The organism is Bacillus cereus group sp. N31 (assembly GCF_016483245.1).
Lineage (GTDB): Bacteria > Bacillota > Bacilli > Bacillales > Bacillaceae_G > Bacillus_A > Bacillus_A toyonensis.
In genome coordinates this window covers 1-14702 of sequence record NZ_JAEHCH010000037.1, presented here as the reverse complement: position 1 = coordinate 14702, position 14702 = coordinate 1, and the positions used below count along the sequence as shown (strand labels likewise).

Genomic DNA, 14702 nt, shown 5'->3' with positions numbered 1-14702 from the left:
ACTTTGGAGTTTTGAATTATTTATAACTAATTTTGTAATAAATTTCTCAATATTGATATAGATGTTAAATATGGGTTTTATATCGAAAATCAACAATAAATATAATATCATAAAAATTAAGATGGTTTCTGTCATTTGTTTTTCCCTTACGCTAAAGATAAGATCGTATTCCCCGATCTTATCTTTTTAATTGTTGTTTTTAGATACAAAAAAGGAATCCTTAATATCTTGAGGATTCTGCAACTGGAAATAACAAAATATAAATAATTGTAGCTCTGGTGCACAATAAAATCGCGATAGTGAGAATTTCCATTATAGGGATTCAGCTGAGATGCGTGTAAAAATAGGTCATAGCCTTACTTTTATTTCCAACGTGATTTAATTTCCTTAAAAAAATATTTTAGTTGTCTATACATCATAAATTGTGTAAACTAACTTTGTTATTAATTACATCAATACAAAAGGATGATCAAACATGAAAAAACCTCGTATTGGCATGATTGGATTAGGAAGTATTGCACAAAAAGCATATTTACCAATTCTTACTCAAGAAAAAGATTGGACGTTTATAGGTGCTTTTTCCCCAAGTAAAGATAAAAGAAAAATGATTTGTAATCAGTATCGTATACAAGACTTTAATAGTTTATCATCACTTGCTGAAGAGTGTGACGCAATTTTTGTACATAGTTCTACTAGTACACATTTTGAAGTTGTATCTTCTCTTTTAACTAAAGGGATAGACGTTTATGTTGATAAACCACTAGCAGCAACAGTTGCAGAAGCTGAAAAATTAGTTGAGTTAAGTGAAAAATCAGGAAGAAAGCTTATGGTTGGATTTAATCGCCGTTTTGCACCTATGTATGTACAAGCAAAACAACAAGCTCAAAACATAGCATCAGTTCGTTTTGAAAAACATAGAACCGATAGTATGGGGCCTTATTCTTATGAATTTAGAATGTTAGACGATTATTTACATGCAGTTGATACAGTAAGATGGCTAGCAAATGGTGATTTGGATGTGTTACATGGAACGGTAAATATAAGTAGTGAGAATTACCTAGTATATGCGGGACATGTTTATAAATCTAGGGAAGGAGTACCTTTCTTTACAGATATGCATAGAAAAGCGGGTACTAACCTTGAGAAGCTTGAACTATTAACAGATGGAGCAATTTTAAGGATTAAGAACATGAATACTTTAGAAGTTGAGTCTAATAATAGCCTATCTACTTCATTTTCTCCTTCTTGGGATACAACGTTAAAGCAAAGAGGGTTTGAAGATGCTGTACAGCATTTTATTGATTGTATTCAAAATGATGAAAAACCACTAATTGATGGATTAGAAGGTCTAAAATCTCAATTGTTGGTCGATCAATTATTAAGAACAATAGCTAAATAATTTTAAGCAACGGCAATGGCATTTGTATTTAAATACAGGGTAATAGGGGTCACCATACATCGCTATCAAGTTAAAAAACTAATTATGCCCCAAAACGAAAAAATAAGCTGTTTTCTGTCAAAAATACACGCAATTTCCATCCTGAGGGTGTTATAAAATTCTTAGCTTGATAGCAATGTGTTTCTACCTATATAAGTTCGTGAGCTACGGTACTATGACCATATCATACAGCTAGTTGAGTGTTCAAATGTTTTTGGATAAAGCTTTTGTCTTGATATTATATGAGCTCACTTTATTACTCCATAATTTTTAGATAATTAACGATTTTAGATTACCTAAAATCATCATGATAACCTAAATAATATTTAAAAAGCTAAGCCCATACATCGCAGCAACTGTAAAAATGACTGTCCATACTGCTAGACTGACCGTCATCCAACTTATGACGTGTGTCCGGTTAGATCCAAATGTTAAAGCTAATACGGCTGCAATATCAGTTCCTACGAGAATTGGAGCTAGAAGAGCCAAGCCTGGAATACCATATCGTTCCCATATTTTTCTTGATCGGGTTTCTTTTTTAGAAGGTGTTGTTATACCTTTTTTTAGTTTTCTTGCTGCTTGCCATTTGGCATACTGTTTAAAGAAAAAACCAAGTAATAGAACCAAGATAAGATTTCCTGCAAATGCTGTTACTCCTACTGCAATGGGTTGTAACCCCCATGCGATACCAAGTGGTATAACGATTGATACATCCATCCATGGGGCAAAAGCTAAAAGAAATAACACTACATATTGCCATAATGCACCTGCATTTTGAGCCCACTCCACCATATTGTTTCATCCCCTTTGTTAAATACGATTTAAAATAAGAATAGTAGTTAACCAATAGACAGTGTATTGACCTGCACCTAGTAAACCAATGCACAATAACGGAACAAAATTATGTTGAGAAAAGAGGAAGCAAATCCCTGCCGTTACTGGAAGCGTAATGCTATAGTAAATATACACATTTCGACAAGCCTTATAGGTTACCCACTGCTGCCCTTCATCTATTTCACGAAATTCAGATGGTATAAAGCTAAATAACCTGATCTTATCATGAGGATTCTTTCGGTTATAAATTCTTGTGAGAATGAGCCATAAAAAAGTAACCGTCACTAAAATCCCGAAACATAACTTAGCTAAAATGACTTGTGTATTCATAAGAGAAAATAGTAAAAATGCAATAATCAACACAAATATACTGGCCCCTATGAGTGGGGATCTTAAAACCTGTTTTATCATAATCGTTCCTCTCCCTTTAAATAAAAAACCTCTTCTACGGTAACTTGAAATACAGCAGCTATTTTTAACGCCATAGTGACAGATGGAGAATAATCACCTTTTTCTATTAATCCAATTGTTTGCCTTGTGACCCCAATTGCATCAGCCAAGTCTTGCTGAGTCCATCTAAATCGTGCTCGTAATTCTCTAACTCTGTTTTCTAGCATCATAATTTCCCTTTCCTCATTTACAATTACTGTAATTGTAAATGATTACTAACAAAATGTAAATAATCATTTGCATTATGTAATTAATAATTGCTAAATACGACATAAATTACCCCTAAGTTAAAAAGGGATCCCACCCCATCGCTATCAAGCCATCAAAACAAAATACCCCATAAAATGAAAAAATACGCTATGTTTTCTATTTCCAGTAGTCCTACAAGACATCGCCAGACAAGTTGGCTTTGTACAGCGATCTAGTAAATATCAAGCTAACGAACTCATTGCCCTTTGCGTATGGCTCAGTCAGGGTATACCACCAACATTTTAACAAAAATATACGCTAAGCAAAAAATACAATAAGCTGCCCATATGGACAGCTTATTTACATAATTATCGAAAGCGGAAGTCAATTGAAATCATCTGGAGCCCAAACTACTATATTATCTCCAGGAACAGCAACTATTAACCAATCCTTTCCGCAATAGTCTCCTTCATCGCCTATTTGCCAACATTCATAGTCTGGGTGATGTCCGTTTACAAACAATACTTTTCCCGATTCTAAAGTGATAATAAGATGTGGAGAAACCTCTCCCAATTGAATATCTATTACCTTTTCTCTCCTTATATCAATAACAGCTCTCAATAGTTCTTCTTCTGTTTTTATCTCTATCTCTTTTTCAGATAACGGATATGTATCTGGGGCTTTTGAATATACAGTCCATCTCGATTCGCAATGTAACCATAGCTGGTCAGCATCATCTCTCCCGTCATAGTGCATGAAATATAATAGAGGACTATTAAGTCGAAATCTTATGCCGTCTATTTGACTTCCTACACATAAATGTTTTAATACTTTTTCTGCAAATTCCTTTTCCTTTGTATTCATGTTTTCACCATCCTTTATACAGTTCTATTCGCTATATATTTACCAAGACCTATGTAGAAGGACATGTATATTCTATACATGTTCAGTTAACATAACGCAACATTATCGGTAGCAAAGAGAAAGACGTCCCCCTTACTCTCACGAGGGAGTTGTCTTTTTCTTTTTTTATGACTCTATGCATCTTTTTATACATTCCTATTCTGGGGCGCCTTTTGGCTTCCCTATGGTTCCCGATGTCTCCCTATTTTTTGCATAAATTCTTGCATACTCTTAGCGTGGTTTTTTTCCGAAATGCTGGCGGGACACCTAATAACAATACTATAAAAAGACTTAAATTCCTCATAAGGATTAAGTCTTTTTTTATCTCACCTTTATATAAATATAAAACAAAATATAAAAACACTTAGCCTATTTTTTGTTTTTGGAATACCTAATTTCTTAAGTTGATGGGCATGTATGATGACCCCTTATAATATAATTTAACGGTATATAGTTTGATGGTTCATAACTTCCATTAAGATATCTGCTATTAATTTTCCATTTTCGAAAATAATTTGGTTTTTAGTGTATGGATCTATATACTGTCCCAATCCTTTACTCAACATAATTTCCAGTTCATTATTATCTAAAATTCGACAAGATAGAATGGTAGGGTGTTTACTAAAAGCTCGATAAAAGTTTAATGTTTGACTTAAAGAAGCGGCAAGCGGTCTAAGCATTTCATCATAGTAAGGAATCATATCTTCAGCTATTTTTTCGTTTAAGATAAAATCCATTCCATCATCTTTTATGTCAAATCGAAATAAAAAAATCAATATATCCCTCTCCTTTTATAGCATACAATCATTTTTTATATAGCAAGTGTAGAGATTGCTTGTTTGTAGATTAATTGTTGTTTACCACGAATCATCATTAGAATGGTAAATTTATCTGTTGCAAGGATCTGCCCACGTATTGGAACGCCATTCATTAAAAATACAGTAACTTCCCCTTTTTTTTCTTTCAATTGTTCATACATATCTTCTTGTAAATTAAACATGAAATGCGCCCCCCTGGTTTCTTTGTATTTACTTTTCTTCTAATACATGCTGGTTTTCACTGTTGGATATTTGTGATTCCCATTCACTTTCTATTTTTCTAAACCATTTTCCTATTTTGCTTAGATAATATTTTTTTACTTCACCATTAGGAATCCAAATTTCACGTTCCTGTATTTGGTTCATCACTTCATGAAGAATCTCATCATGTTCATACTTTCTAGGTTTTCTATAATGTGTTTTTACAAACTGTGTATATTCTCTACGTAACCAATTAGAAATATGTTGTCTTTGTCTTTACTTGAGATGTGACCATTTTTTATTTGTTTAAAGGATTTTTCCATTTACTTTTATGTGGTTTTTCATCGACACCCATCCCCTTTTACTAGCAAAACGAATATATAACTATCGTATCACATTTAAATTGAAATACGGCTCTAGGTACATATTTCGCAAGAAATCTATCCAAAATATACAATACATTCTCCATTTAGCTGATTAAGTCTACACAAGATTAAATGTAGACTATTATTATATTGTTTTGGTTTTTAAATCATTACGGTACGTGAAATTATTATGTTAACCATAAAAAAAGCCCCTTAAAAGGAGCACTTATTTTACAAGGTACTGTTCTATTTCTTTTATTAATAGTTCTGCACCTTCTGGACTTAATGAGATGTTACCCTTTGCTAATGCTATGTTACGATTTGACACTTCTCCTGTTAATGCACAAACATGACCAGGCTGATACCTCTGTAAAATGATGTCTTCCCCTTCTACAAAAATCTCTAATGGTGATTTTTCTTTAATCCCAAGCGTATTTCTAAGTTCCTTTGGAATTACTATACGCCCTAATTCATCCACTTTTCTAGTTACTCCGGTTGCTTTCATCCAGCATATTTCCCCATTTCATTATCAATTTGTACCCAAGTTATTCTTTACTATTGTAACAGGATTTCGCCATACATGAGAAACATAATGAACCTAAAACCGACAATCATAACAAGAAATTCTTTACACCTTTGCTGAAAGGAAATACGACCTTCTCTCATTCTATATGCCCCTTTTCTCTACAGCTTTTAATATGTTAAAATATAGAGGAAAGAAACCTGCCAATTTCTTTCCCAGATGGTAACTCAGACTTTTGCTCTTTGTTTGCTTTTGCAAATGAAGAGCTTTTATTTTGCATACTTATACTTACTTTCTAACATCGCATAACGCAATAACTTTAACTTTGTTTCTTTTTTCAATGCTTTCCATTCCGATACAGCAATCTTCATTCTTCATTCCTCCAATAATTAAATTTGTTATTTAAATAGACTTATAGGGGTCACCATACATGCCCATCAACTTAAGACCCTAAGTGCAAAAAAACGAATCCTTTTTCAAAATAGATTCGTTTTTTATCGTACAATATAAGTTTGCAAAGTATTTTTAATCGAACTTTTTTGTAAAGATTCATAAATACTCCATACAAAAATTTTAGTTACATGGTCCTTCCAGTTTTTTTAGCTTATTCTCCACCCTAATAATCATACTGATTATTAGTAATAGCATAGATCCCATAATTAAAAGTATTGCAGTGGAAGGGCTATTAAAAAATAGGCTGATAATACTTCCTAGTATAATAATTATAAATCCATTTTGTGTCATGATTTCAGCGCTATACTTATTTCCAGCTTCCCAAAGTTTCATGTTTTTCATAGACCTAGTTGTTCGATAGCCATATATTGCATTAATATCTGATGGTGTTCTTTTTTTCAATAGTAATGAAATTAATATAAAGATAATCCCAATTAACAGACTTACTCCTATATTCACAAGGCTGTATATCATTTTAATCATCTCCATAAAATGTTATTACAAACTAATTACACCATTTTAATGGTGTTTTGTGTCGGCATTTTGACATTTATAAAATCGCTATTTGTGACTTTAAAAAAAAGTTACGATGTTTGTTAATTTGCTTCTTTCAATTAAAGAATTCCAAGGTATTTTTAATTAAACTTTTTATTAAAGGGGAAAGTTCATCCAAAAAGAGAGGAATCCATTTTCATTAAACTTTTTTTAGTCCTCCTTTTTGGGAGATAGGAAAAACACCTATATAAAGCTTAATTAATTGGTATATACTTCTTGAAACCCTTACTTATAGTTCCATTATAACCATTTTTAGCGAAGAATTTATGTGCTTCTATTCTAGTTGCACTACTTAATAAGATAATTCTTGTGGATCCCCTTGCAATCGATATTTGTTCAATATGTCTTAGTAACTTTTCACCTATTCCATTACCTCGAAAATCTTCATTTACAATCACATACTCTAGAACGGTATATGGTCTAAATTGGTATCCAGGATCAAGACAAAAGGTCATAAATATACTTCCTTTAACCTTACAATCTTCCTCATAGACAAATAAGAAATTATTAGAATCATTTCTTATCTGTTCAATTCTTTCTGGTAAAACTTTAATATTTTTACTATGCGGTGCTAATTTTTTATATAAATTTTCGATTACATTACTATCTTTTGGTTCAGCTTCACGAATCATAAAATTACCTACCTTTATTAGAATATCAATGACTTGGACTGTTTTAATATTGCACCTTTTGACTCTATTGTATCCTAAAACAATACTTTTTTAGTACAATTTAGATAAAAAGAGAATAGTAAGGATGGCACTTTTATATGAATCTCTCGATTCAAGATGAATTACTACCATTTGCGGAAGAATTACAACGATATGTTACACCTGTATTTTTAGAAGAACTTGCGAGAAAAGTCGGATTTATAAAGCGAAAACGTAAGTTTTCTGGGTCAGACTTAGCTACTATTTGTATTTGGATTAGTCAACGGGTGGCAAGTGATTCCTTAGTCCGATTATGTAGTAGGCTTCATGCAGCTACTGGTACTTTACTCAGTCCTGAGGGCTTAAATAAACGTTTAAATGCTAAAGCAGTTTTGTTTTTAAAACAGATTTTTTCTTTACTGTTACAACAAAAATTATGTGAACAAACACAAATTTCTAACCATCTCTTCTCCTATTTTGGGCGAATCCGTATCCTAGATGCCACCGTATTTCAAGTGCCAAATGCTTTAGAGAATGTATATCCAGGCTCTGGAGGATGTGCCCAAACAGCCGGAATCAAAATTCAATTAGAATATGACCTGCACAGTGGGGAATTTCTTAACTTTCAAGTTGGACCTGGAAAAAATAATGACAAAACATTCGGTACGGAATGCTTAGACACCTTACGACCAGGAGATTTATGTATTCGTGATTTGGGTTACTTTTCATTGGAAGACTTAGATCAAATGAATCAACGAGGTACATACTATATTTCTCGTTTAAAATTAAACACGAATGTATATGTGAAAAATTCAAACCCAGAGTACTTTAAAAATGGTGCAATTAAGAAACAATCGGAATACATACAAATCGATGTAAAACAGATTTTGAAACAACTACAGCCTGGAGAGACATTTGAATTAAAACATGCGTATATTGGTGATAAACAACAACTGTTTGCACGCGTTATTTTTAATCGATTAACAGATAAGCAACTTCAAAAACGACGAGCAAAGATCGCTGAAAAAGAAAAATCTAAAAATAGAACGTACTCAGAGAAAAGTAAAATGATAGCGGGATTAAACGTGTACGTGACGAATATACCTTGGGAATGGGTTCCGATAGAACAGCTACATGAGTTATATACTTTACGTTGGCAAATAGCGATTGTCTTTAAAATATGGAAATCATTCTTTCATATTCATCATTGTAAAAAGATAAAACGAGAACGATTAGAATGCCCTTTTTATGGGCAACTGGTTGCCATTCTACTCTGTTCTTCTACCATGTTTCAAATGCGGCAATTACTTCTTATAAAAAAGAAACGAGAACTGAGTGAATATAAGGCCATATATATGATTAAAGATTACTTCCTTCTTCTTTTCCAAGCTATACAGAAAGACACCCAAGAGCTATCAAAGATTCTAATTCGCTTGTTCAACCTCCTACAGCAAAACGGGCGAAAATCTCATAGGTATGAGAAGAAAACAGTCTTTGATATATTAGGTGTGGTTTACAATTGTACCATGTTTAATAATCAAGCGGCTTAAATCAAAAAAATGAAACCCATTAAGGTTTATTTTGTATGCAAATCTTTCAATTCCCTACACCTAGCCTTTAGAAAAAAGAATCAACCTTTACTATAATTGACGTTGTATGAGCTTAGGTTGATAGCGATGGGGTACCGGCAGCATTTCAGAAAAAACCAATGCTAAGAGCATGCAAGGTTTTATACATCTTTTTGGCTAATCCAATAACAAACGAGAACCCTAAAACCGCACCAGGATAAGAATGTATAGAAAAATGCATAGACCCATGAAACAAAAAAGGAATTTCCCTTGTGAGAGAAAGGGGCCTTATTTTTCCTTGCTACCGATAATGAGCCGTTATGTTAACCTTGCGTGTATACGATATTCATAAGGTAACTACTTCCAATTTAATATATAATTAAAATAAAAAATTAGATAAAAAAGGAGTAGGGATATGATAATTGGAGAACTAAAAGAAATTGTAAGACATCCAATAAAATCATTTCGCGGAGAAAATGTTCAACAAACTTACATTGCATCTTATGGTTTATATGGGGATAGAAGCCATGCTTTTTTAGATGAAACAAGACCAGGAAAGTATTTAACCGCAACACAACTTCCCGAAATGATTGGTTATACGGCGAGTTTTATAGGAGAAGAATCTTTAGATATATATCCACCAATCAAAATTATTTCTCCTGAAGGAAAAATATACAAGTGGGGAGATCAAGAGTTACTTAAAGAATTAGAACAAAAATCAAATCGTCAAATTGAAGGTATACAATATTCACCTCAGCAAGTACCCTTAGGTGCAATTGAAGAAGAACATGTATTAATTGTAACTGATACATCATTACAAAAAATGAGCAACTTATGGGGACAAGATGTGAACCATAGGAGGTTTCGTCCAAACTTGATATTCTCATTATATGAAAATATTCCTTTTGCAGAAGATACATGGTTTGGAAAATGTATACGTATAGGAGAAGTAGAACTAGAAATAGTAAGACACTGTGAACGCTGCATGATTATTACTATTGATCCTAACACATTAACATTGGAAACAACTCTCTTAAAAACTATTGTACAAAAAAGAAATAATCATTTTGGAGTCTATGCATCAGTTATAAAACCAGGAAAAGTGAATGTTGGAGATTCTATCGTATTAAAATAACTGCCGACAACGAAATTTATGTAAATAAGCTAGCATTGGTCTAGCTTTTATTTTTTCTTTATACAAGTTTTAGTGCCTTTATTTATAGTGTTTTGAATGTATACTTTTCTATTAGTTTTCGAGGGGAATGGGTAAATTTTGATAAATTCAATGTTTAAGGGTATTTGAAAATAAACTAAAGTATAAAAGTTTACATTGGGGTTTTGGATTATTTATAACTAATTTTGTAATAAATTTCTCAATATAGATATACTTGTTAATTACGGTTCTAATATTCTAAATTAACAAAAAATAGATTATAATAACAATATGATAGTTATCCTTTTGTTTACTCCTTGTGCTAAAGATAAGGTTGTGTTCCCGATCTTATCTTTTTTCTTTGTAGATTTTTGATACAAAAAAAGAATCCTATAATAAGAATTCTGCAACAGGAAAGAACAAATATATAATAATAAAAAGAATTACTTATATTATAATTTAAAAATAATACAAATAATTTGAGAAAATTGCGAATGACTTGAACATTATTACATACTTAATTATAATTGATTTGAAGTTGAAGTAGTAATCTGTCATCTATTCCTTCACTTTAAAGAAGATTGATCTCAATCTTCTTTTTTTGTATTTGCCTCTCCCTTCGAAGGAAAAAGAATTACTTGATAATAGTGGAAATTGCTTGTTTGTAAACCAGTTGTTGCTTACCTTGAACCATTATAAGAACGGTAAATTTATCCGTTGCAAGGATCTGTCCACGTATTGGAACGCCATTCTGTAAAAATATAGTAACTCCCCCTTTTTTCTCTTTCAATTGTTCATACATATCTTCTTGTAAGTTATACATGAAATGCGTCCCCTTTTTGTATTTACTTTTCTTTTAATACTTGCTGCATCTCATTGTTATCTATTTGTATTTCCCATTCACCTTCTATTTTTCTAAACCATATTCCTATTTTGCTTACATAGTATTTTTTCACTTCACTATATGGAATCCAAATTTCACGTTCCTGTATTTGATTCATCACTTCATGAAGAATCTCATCATGCTCGTATTTTTTAGGTTTTCGATGATGGGTTCTTACAAACTGTATGTATTCCCTACGCAACCAATTAGAAATATGATCTTTTTGTTTTTGCCGGAGATGTGACCACTTTTTATTTGTCTGAAGGAGTTTTCCATTTACTTTTATATGGTTTTTCATCAACACTCATCCCCTTTTACCATCTAAATGCATATATACAACTATCGTATCACATTTAAATTAAAATACGGCTCTAGGTACATATTTCGCAAGAAATCTATCCGAAATCAAAATAATATCTCCATTTCACATAAAATAGTATCAAAAACAGACGAGACAGAATCCATTGAGCGGATTAATTGGGGTCTCGCCAACTAAACGCGAATTTCGTACGCTAAGTGATTTTTCACATAGAAAAAGCCAATTTCCTGCACGCTTAGGAAATCGGCTTTTTGCTTAGTTAGCTATTTGGATTATCTCCAATCGAATGATATAAATTCATATTAAGATATTTTATGTAATGAAATATCTTGAATATTCTATTCCTGAAAAGGAAAATCAGAGATTCATCACACATTATTAGTTTTTTAATTAGTAAGAAAGCCATTAATGAAGAAGCACTTTTGCTCATAATTTACGAATGGGACTAGTAAGCGCGATAATAACTTCAATGACCTTTGTAGTTGATGCCAAAATAAATATTGCAACCGGATTAAAATCGGAAATTAATCCCCCTACTAGTGCTCCTAATGGCATAGCTAAACGAGTAAGTACACGTGAAAACCCTAAAACTCTTCCCTGCATATCGTTGGGGACTGTTTCCTGTCGGACAGATGCTACAATAGTATTCCAGGCGATATTACAAATCATAGCAATACCAAATGAAATGCCCGGTGCAAGCCAATATTCACTCCATATTGCATAAGTCAATCCAATTGCTCCCACACCAAGAAGGGTTGGAATAAGGGTTCCCCTTCGAAAGCGTCGTTCAAGTGGAATAACAATGATACTTCCTAAAAGGCCACCTACTCCGATTAGAGTATAATTAATCCCACTTTCCTCAGCAGATAGATTTAATGTAGAAAGCAAATAATACATAAGCCCACCTAATATAGCACTAGCGCCAAAGTTTCCCACCATTGCTTGAAGAGATAAAGCAAGGTTAAGACGATCATTCATTAACCATTTAAGCCCTTCTTTCATATCATTCCTTATAGTTTGCAATAGTGTTCTTGCTCTATCTATGGGTTTCTTCTTTTCTAATTTCGGTAATAGTAATACAGCAACTAAAGTAGCTATAAAAGAGATAGCATTTATCCAGAGAGCATTAATCCCACCTATTGTAGCAATTATAATACCTGCTAATGCCGGTCCTGCTAAACTAGCAATTTGATTAACCATTTGGTATGCGGAATTGGCCTTTGTTAGCGATTGACCTGCGATTCGTGGAATTACTGTAATAGTTGCTACGTCAAATAGCATCGATAGTACGGCTAAAATAAAAGAAACAACATATAAATGCCAGGGTTGAAGTAAGCTTAAGTTATACAGGATAGGAATTAAGGATACTAAAATAATACATCCTAAATCAGCAACCCACATTAATTTTCGTCGATCAAAACGATCCACTATTACCCCTACGATTGGACCAAATAAAACAATAGGTAACACACTGATAGCAAAAAGTGAACCCATAATTATTGCTGATCCAGTTAACTTATAGGCAATCCAAGGGAGAGCAAACGTATAAAGAGAATCACCCATCCTGGAAATCAGTAAACCAAAAATAAAAATCACGTAGGTACTAGGAAAATATATAATTTTTAAAACTAGATTTCTGTTTTGTGCATTCGGTTTCAACGATGAGTTAAAGTTTGTTTCTTTCTTCATTATCGACTCTAATTTACCTCCTTTTTTGGTAGTAAAACTTATATTAATTGGCAGTGAGCCCCTTACGTATTAAATATTTAATACGTACAAAATTCTTTAAAATACAAAAGTATTCCTTCTTTTACCCAATTATTCATTTTGGTGTAAGTGCCTATTTGTGCTAAGTTAACCTTTGTAACAAAAACGACCGTTTAAGGAACTCTATTTAGTTCTAACAAAACTGAAAGAAATACGGTCAAAAACCAGTTCTAAAACTCATTACTAAAAACAAAGTTCCATAACAAACATTAAATGTCGTTTATGGAACTTTGTTAACGTACGGAAAAAAACAGTTTTTAACTTAGAAATTCCTTAGCGTACGAAATTCGCGTTTAGTTGGCGAGACCCCGTTTAGGAGTAATCCCATTTTGTTCATAGTTTAAGGAATTCCAAACAGTTCTACCTTTCAATTGATAAGCCCTCAAGTGTATGAATGCTTGGGGGTTTTCTTATAAAAAAAAGACGCCATAAGGCGTCCCCACAATTGGGTAGATAAGAAGTAAGGTTTATAAGATAACTGAAAAAAATAGAACAGGTGGTTAGAGTTTACCACATCCTTTTGCCGAATGAACATGCATTATTACATATCATCATAAATACCTTTATTTTCCATTTTATAAAGTATATTACCAATATTAACAATATTTAAATAAATATTTATACAAATTCAAAATATTTACAAATATAACAAAAGTGATACATTTAAGGCGAAGCTATAAAACTATTAAAGGGGGATTTATTATGTTCAAGAAATTAGTAGTAGGAACATTAGTAACTGGTATCGCATTAACTGGAGGAATTGCATCAGCAAGTACAGAAGGTGTAGATAATAATAAAAATTCAGCACCAATTATCCAACGCACCCAAATACTTAAAGATGATTTCAGCCTGATAAATGGAGAAAGAGAAGTATCATTCGAGCATGTAAAAAAAGCGGATATGAGAGTTCATATGACAAACAATACTAAAGGCACGCTTGACTGGTCTTTAAAAGACTCAAAAGGTAATGTTATTGGTGAAGGATCGTTAGCAGCAGGAAAGGGTTTTACAAATACGTACAATACTCTTTCAAAAGGTAAATATAAGCTTAAAGTTACTCACAGAAATGGTGGTTCTGGATCATTTTATGCAGCTGCTCGTACTTTAGACTAATATAAATTGAACCATCGGGAAGCTTGAAGATTAAGAATTCTTGGTATAATATAATAATGTACAAATGCAAAATCACATAAAACCCGCCTACGGAAATAGGTGGGGTTTTTAATGCATAAAGAAAAGACACCCATATAAGAGTGTCTTTTCCAATAGTTTTTTAGCAGAAGCAACTGCATCCGATAATGATTAATAGTATAAAGAGTACAACGAGTAAAGCAAATCCTCCAGCAAAACCGCAGCCTTCGCCGCAACTACCACCAAATCCCATAATAGAACCTCCTTTAATAAAAGGGGACAACAAGGGTGTACGCATATATTTTGACGGATTTAATATATCTTATGTTTTTAGGCACTAATTGAGCAGGTCCTTTTGAAAATAAAGAAAAGACACCCTAAGGTGCCTTCCTCCGACTTGAACCACGTTCATTTAGTATAAACTAATCCGTATTATCCCTTTGTTATACGTGTAAACACATCCTATAAAACAGAATCGTCTATATATACCAGATTGTTAGTT

17 protein-coding genes and 1 pseudogene are annotated in these 14702 nt (G+C 32.6%); 4 read left to right on the top strand and 14 right to left on the bottom strand.

Going from position 1 to position 14702, the window contains the following annotated elements:
- Positions 1-475: 475 nt before the first annotated feature.
- Positions 476-1399 carry a Gfo/Idh/MocA family protein gene (locus tag JDS81_RS27700; protein WP_098134536.1) on the top strand — a complete coding sequence of 308 codons (924 nt, stop codon included), beginning with the start codon at positions 476-478 and terminating at the stop codon, positions 1397-1399.
- A gap of 354 nt (positions 1400-1753) precedes the next feature.
- On the opposite strand, the gene JDS81_RS27695 is transcribed toward JDS81_RS27700, so the two are convergent.
- The 10 genes and pseudogenes from JDS81_RS27695 to JDS81_RS27650 form a co-directional block, all read right to left on the bottom strand.
- Positions 1754-2230, bottom strand: coding sequence for a small multi-drug export protein (locus tag JDS81_RS27695; RefSeq protein WP_000230641.1), 477 nt, complete (start codon positions 2228-2230; stop codon positions 1754-1756).
- 18 nt (positions 2231-2248) lie between these two features.
- A complete protein-coding gene (locus JDS81_RS27690; RefSeq protein ID WP_000595645.1) occupies positions 2249-2683 on the bottom strand; it encodes a hypothetical protein in 435 nt (144 codons plus the stop codon).
- Complete coding sequence (locus JDS81_RS27685; protein WP_000979036.1) at positions 2680-2892, bottom strand: helix-turn-helix transcriptional regulator; 213 nt, start codon at positions 2890-2892, stop codon at positions 2680-2682. The genes JDS81_RS27690 and JDS81_RS27685 overlap by 4 nt, the downstream gene beginning before the upstream one ends.
- Positions 2893-3295: 403 nt before the next feature.
- Positions 3296-3775 carry a hypothetical protein gene (locus JDS81_RS27680; RefSeq protein ID WP_199688647.1) on the bottom strand — a complete coding sequence of 160 codons (480 nt, stop codon included), beginning with the start codon at positions 3773-3775 and terminating at the stop codon, positions 3296-3298.
- A gap of 479 nt (positions 3776-4254) precedes the next feature.
- Positions 4255-4590, bottom strand: a complete 336-nt coding sequence (locus tag JDS81_RS27675; protein ID WP_080345394.1) for a hypothetical protein — start codon at positions 4588-4590, stop codon at positions 4255-4257.
- Between the two features lie 35 nt (positions 4591-4625).
- Positions 4626-4814, bottom strand: coding sequence for an RNA chaperone Hfq (hfq, locus tag JDS81_RS27670; protein ID WP_097955228.1), 189 nt, complete (start codon positions 4812-4814; stop codon positions 4626-4628).
- A 28-nt stretch (positions 4815-4842) separates the two neighbouring features.
- Positions 4843-5178: pseudogene (locus JDS81_RS27665) on the bottom strand (transposase).
- A 246-nt stretch (positions 5179-5424) separates the two neighbouring features.
- Complete coding sequence (locus tag JDS81_RS27660) at positions 5425-5703, bottom strand: AbrB/MazE/SpoVT family DNA-binding domain-containing protein (RefSeq protein ID WP_199688646.1); 279 nt, start codon at positions 5701-5703, stop codon at positions 5425-5427.
- Positions 5704-6294: 591 nt separating this feature from the next.
- Positions 6295-6648 (bottom strand): SdpI family protein, encoded by a 354-nt coding sequence (locus JDS81_RS27655; RefSeq protein ID WP_098146172.1) that lies wholly within the window; start codon positions 6646-6648, stop codon positions 6295-6297.
- A gap of 275 nt (positions 6649-6923) precedes the next feature.
- Complete coding sequence (locus tag JDS81_RS27650; protein WP_074790932.1) at positions 6924-7361, bottom strand: GNAT family N-acetyltransferase; 438 nt, start codon at positions 7359-7361, stop codon at positions 6924-6926.
- 137 nt (positions 7362-7498) lie between these two features.
- On the opposite strand from JDS81_RS27650, the gene JDS81_RS27645 reads away from it, so the two are divergent.
- Both JDS81_RS27645 and JDS81_RS27640 read left to right on the top strand, forming a co-directional pair.
- Positions 7499-8929, top strand: coding sequence for an IS4 family transposase (locus tag JDS81_RS27645; RefSeq protein WP_098158587.1), 1431 nt, complete (start codon positions 7499-7501; stop codon positions 8927-8929).
- Positions 8930-9362: 433 nt separating this feature from the next.
- The gene (locus JDS81_RS27640; protein WP_097878949.1) at positions 9363-10082 is read left to right on the top strand and encodes an MOSC domain-containing protein; all 720 of its coding nucleotides are present in this window, start codon (positions 9363-9365) and stop codon (positions 10080-10082) included.
- A gap of 652 nt (positions 10083-10734) precedes the next feature.
- On the opposite strand, the gene hfq (JDS81_RS27635) is transcribed toward JDS81_RS27640, so the two are convergent.
- From hfq (JDS81_RS27635) to JDS81_RS27625, 3 genes are all read right to left on the bottom strand, one after another.
- Complete coding sequence (hfq, locus tag JDS81_RS27635; RefSeq protein WP_097838394.1) at positions 10735-10923, bottom strand: RNA chaperone Hfq; 189 nt, start codon at positions 10921-10923, stop codon at positions 10735-10737.
- A gap of 22 nt (positions 10924-10945) precedes the next feature.
- The gene (locus JDS81_RS27630) at positions 10946-11281 is read right to left on the bottom strand and encodes a transposase (RefSeq protein WP_097855376.1); all 336 of its coding nucleotides are present in this window, start codon (positions 11279-11281) and stop codon (positions 10946-10948) included.
- Positions 11282-11728: 447 nt separating this feature from the next.
- Positions 11729-12991: an MFS transporter gene (locus tag JDS81_RS27625; RefSeq protein ID WP_199688645.1), complete on the bottom strand. Its 1263-nt coding sequence runs from the start codon at positions 12989-12991 to the stop codon at positions 11729-11731.
- 780 nt (positions 12992-13771) lie between these two features.
- Between JDS81_RS27625 and JDS81_RS30975 the strand changes: the two genes are divergently transcribed.
- Positions 13772-14182: a hypothetical protein gene (locus JDS81_RS30975; protein WP_097838392.1), complete on the top strand. Its 411-nt coding sequence runs from the start codon at positions 13772-13774 to the stop codon at positions 14180-14182.
- 160 nt (positions 14183-14342) lie between these two features.
- Here the strand turns inward: JDS81_RS30975 and JDS81_RS27615 are convergent, their stop codons facing one another.
- Positions 14343-14453, bottom strand: coding sequence for a YjcZ family sporulation protein (locus JDS81_RS27615; RefSeq protein WP_080451888.1), 111 nt, complete (start codon positions 14451-14453; stop codon positions 14343-14345).
- Between the last annotated feature and the right edge of the window lie 249 nt (positions 14454-14702).

What these genes read in the sequence shown, in the direction of transcription:
- JDS81_RS27695 (WP_000230641.1), bottom strand. Translation starts at nt 2,230, where the DNA reads ATGGTGGAGTGGGCTCAAAATGCAGGTGCATTATGGCAATATGTAGTG.
- JDS81_RS27655 (WP_098146172.1), bottom strand. Translation starts at nt 6,648, where the DNA reads ATGATATACAGCCTTGTGAATATAGGAGTAAGTCTGTTAATTGGGATT.
- JDS81_RS27645 (WP_098158587.1), top strand. Translation starts at nt 7,499, where the DNA reads ATGAATCTCTCGATTCAAGATGAATTACTACCATTTGCGGAAGAATTA.
- JDS81_RS27660 (WP_199688646.1), bottom strand. Translation starts at nt 5,703, where the DNA reads ATGAAAGCAACCGGAGTAACTAGAAAAGTGGATGAATTAGGGCGTATA.
- JDS81_RS27690 (WP_000595645.1), bottom strand. Translation starts at nt 2,683, where the DNA reads ATGATAAAACAGGTTTTAAGATCCCCACTCATAGGGGCCAGTATATTT.
- JDS81_RS27700 (WP_098134536.1), top strand. Translation starts at nt 476, where the DNA reads ATGAAAAAACCTCGTATTGGCATGATTGGATTAGGAAGTATTGCACAA.
- JDS81_RS27640 (WP_097878949.1), top strand. Translation starts at nt 9,363, where the DNA reads ATGATAATTGGAGAACTAAAAGAAATTGTAAGACATCCAATAAAATCA.
- JDS81_RS27650 (WP_074790932.1), bottom strand. Translation starts at nt 7,361, where the DNA reads ATGATTCGTGAAGCTGAACCAAAAGATAGTAATGTAATCGAAAATTTA.
- JDS81_RS27625 (WP_199688645.1), bottom strand. Translation starts at nt 12,991, where the DNA reads ATGAAGAAAGAAACAAACTTTAACTCATCGTTGAAACCGAATGCACAA.
- hfq (WP_097955228.1), bottom strand. Translation starts at nt 4,814, where the DNA reads ATGTTTAATTTACAAGAAGATATGTATGAACAATTGAAAGAAAAAAAA.
- JDS81_RS27615 (WP_080451888.1), bottom strand. Translation starts at nt 14,453, where the DNA reads ATGGGATTTGGTGGTAGTTGCGGCGAAGGCTGCGGTTTTGCTGGAGGA.
- JDS81_RS27680 (WP_199688647.1), bottom strand. Translation starts at nt 3,775, where the DNA reads ATGAATACAAAGGAAAAGGAATTTGCAGAAAAAGTATTAAAACATTTA.
- hfq (WP_097838394.1), bottom strand. Translation starts at nt 10,923, where the DNA reads ATGTATAACTTACAAGAAGATATGTATGAACAATTGAAAGAGAAAAAA.
- JDS81_RS27685 (WP_000979036.1), bottom strand. Translation starts at nt 2,892, where the DNA reads ATGATGCTAGAAAACAGAGTTAGAGAATTACGAGCACGATTTAGATGG.
- JDS81_RS27630 (WP_097855376.1), bottom strand. Translation starts at nt 11,281, where the DNA reads ATGAAAAACCATATAAAAGTAAATGGAAAACTCCTTCAGACAAATAAA.
- JDS81_RS30975 (WP_097838392.1), top strand. Translation starts at nt 13,772, where the DNA reads ATGTTCAAGAAATTAGTAGTAGGAACATTAGTAACTGGTATCGCATTA.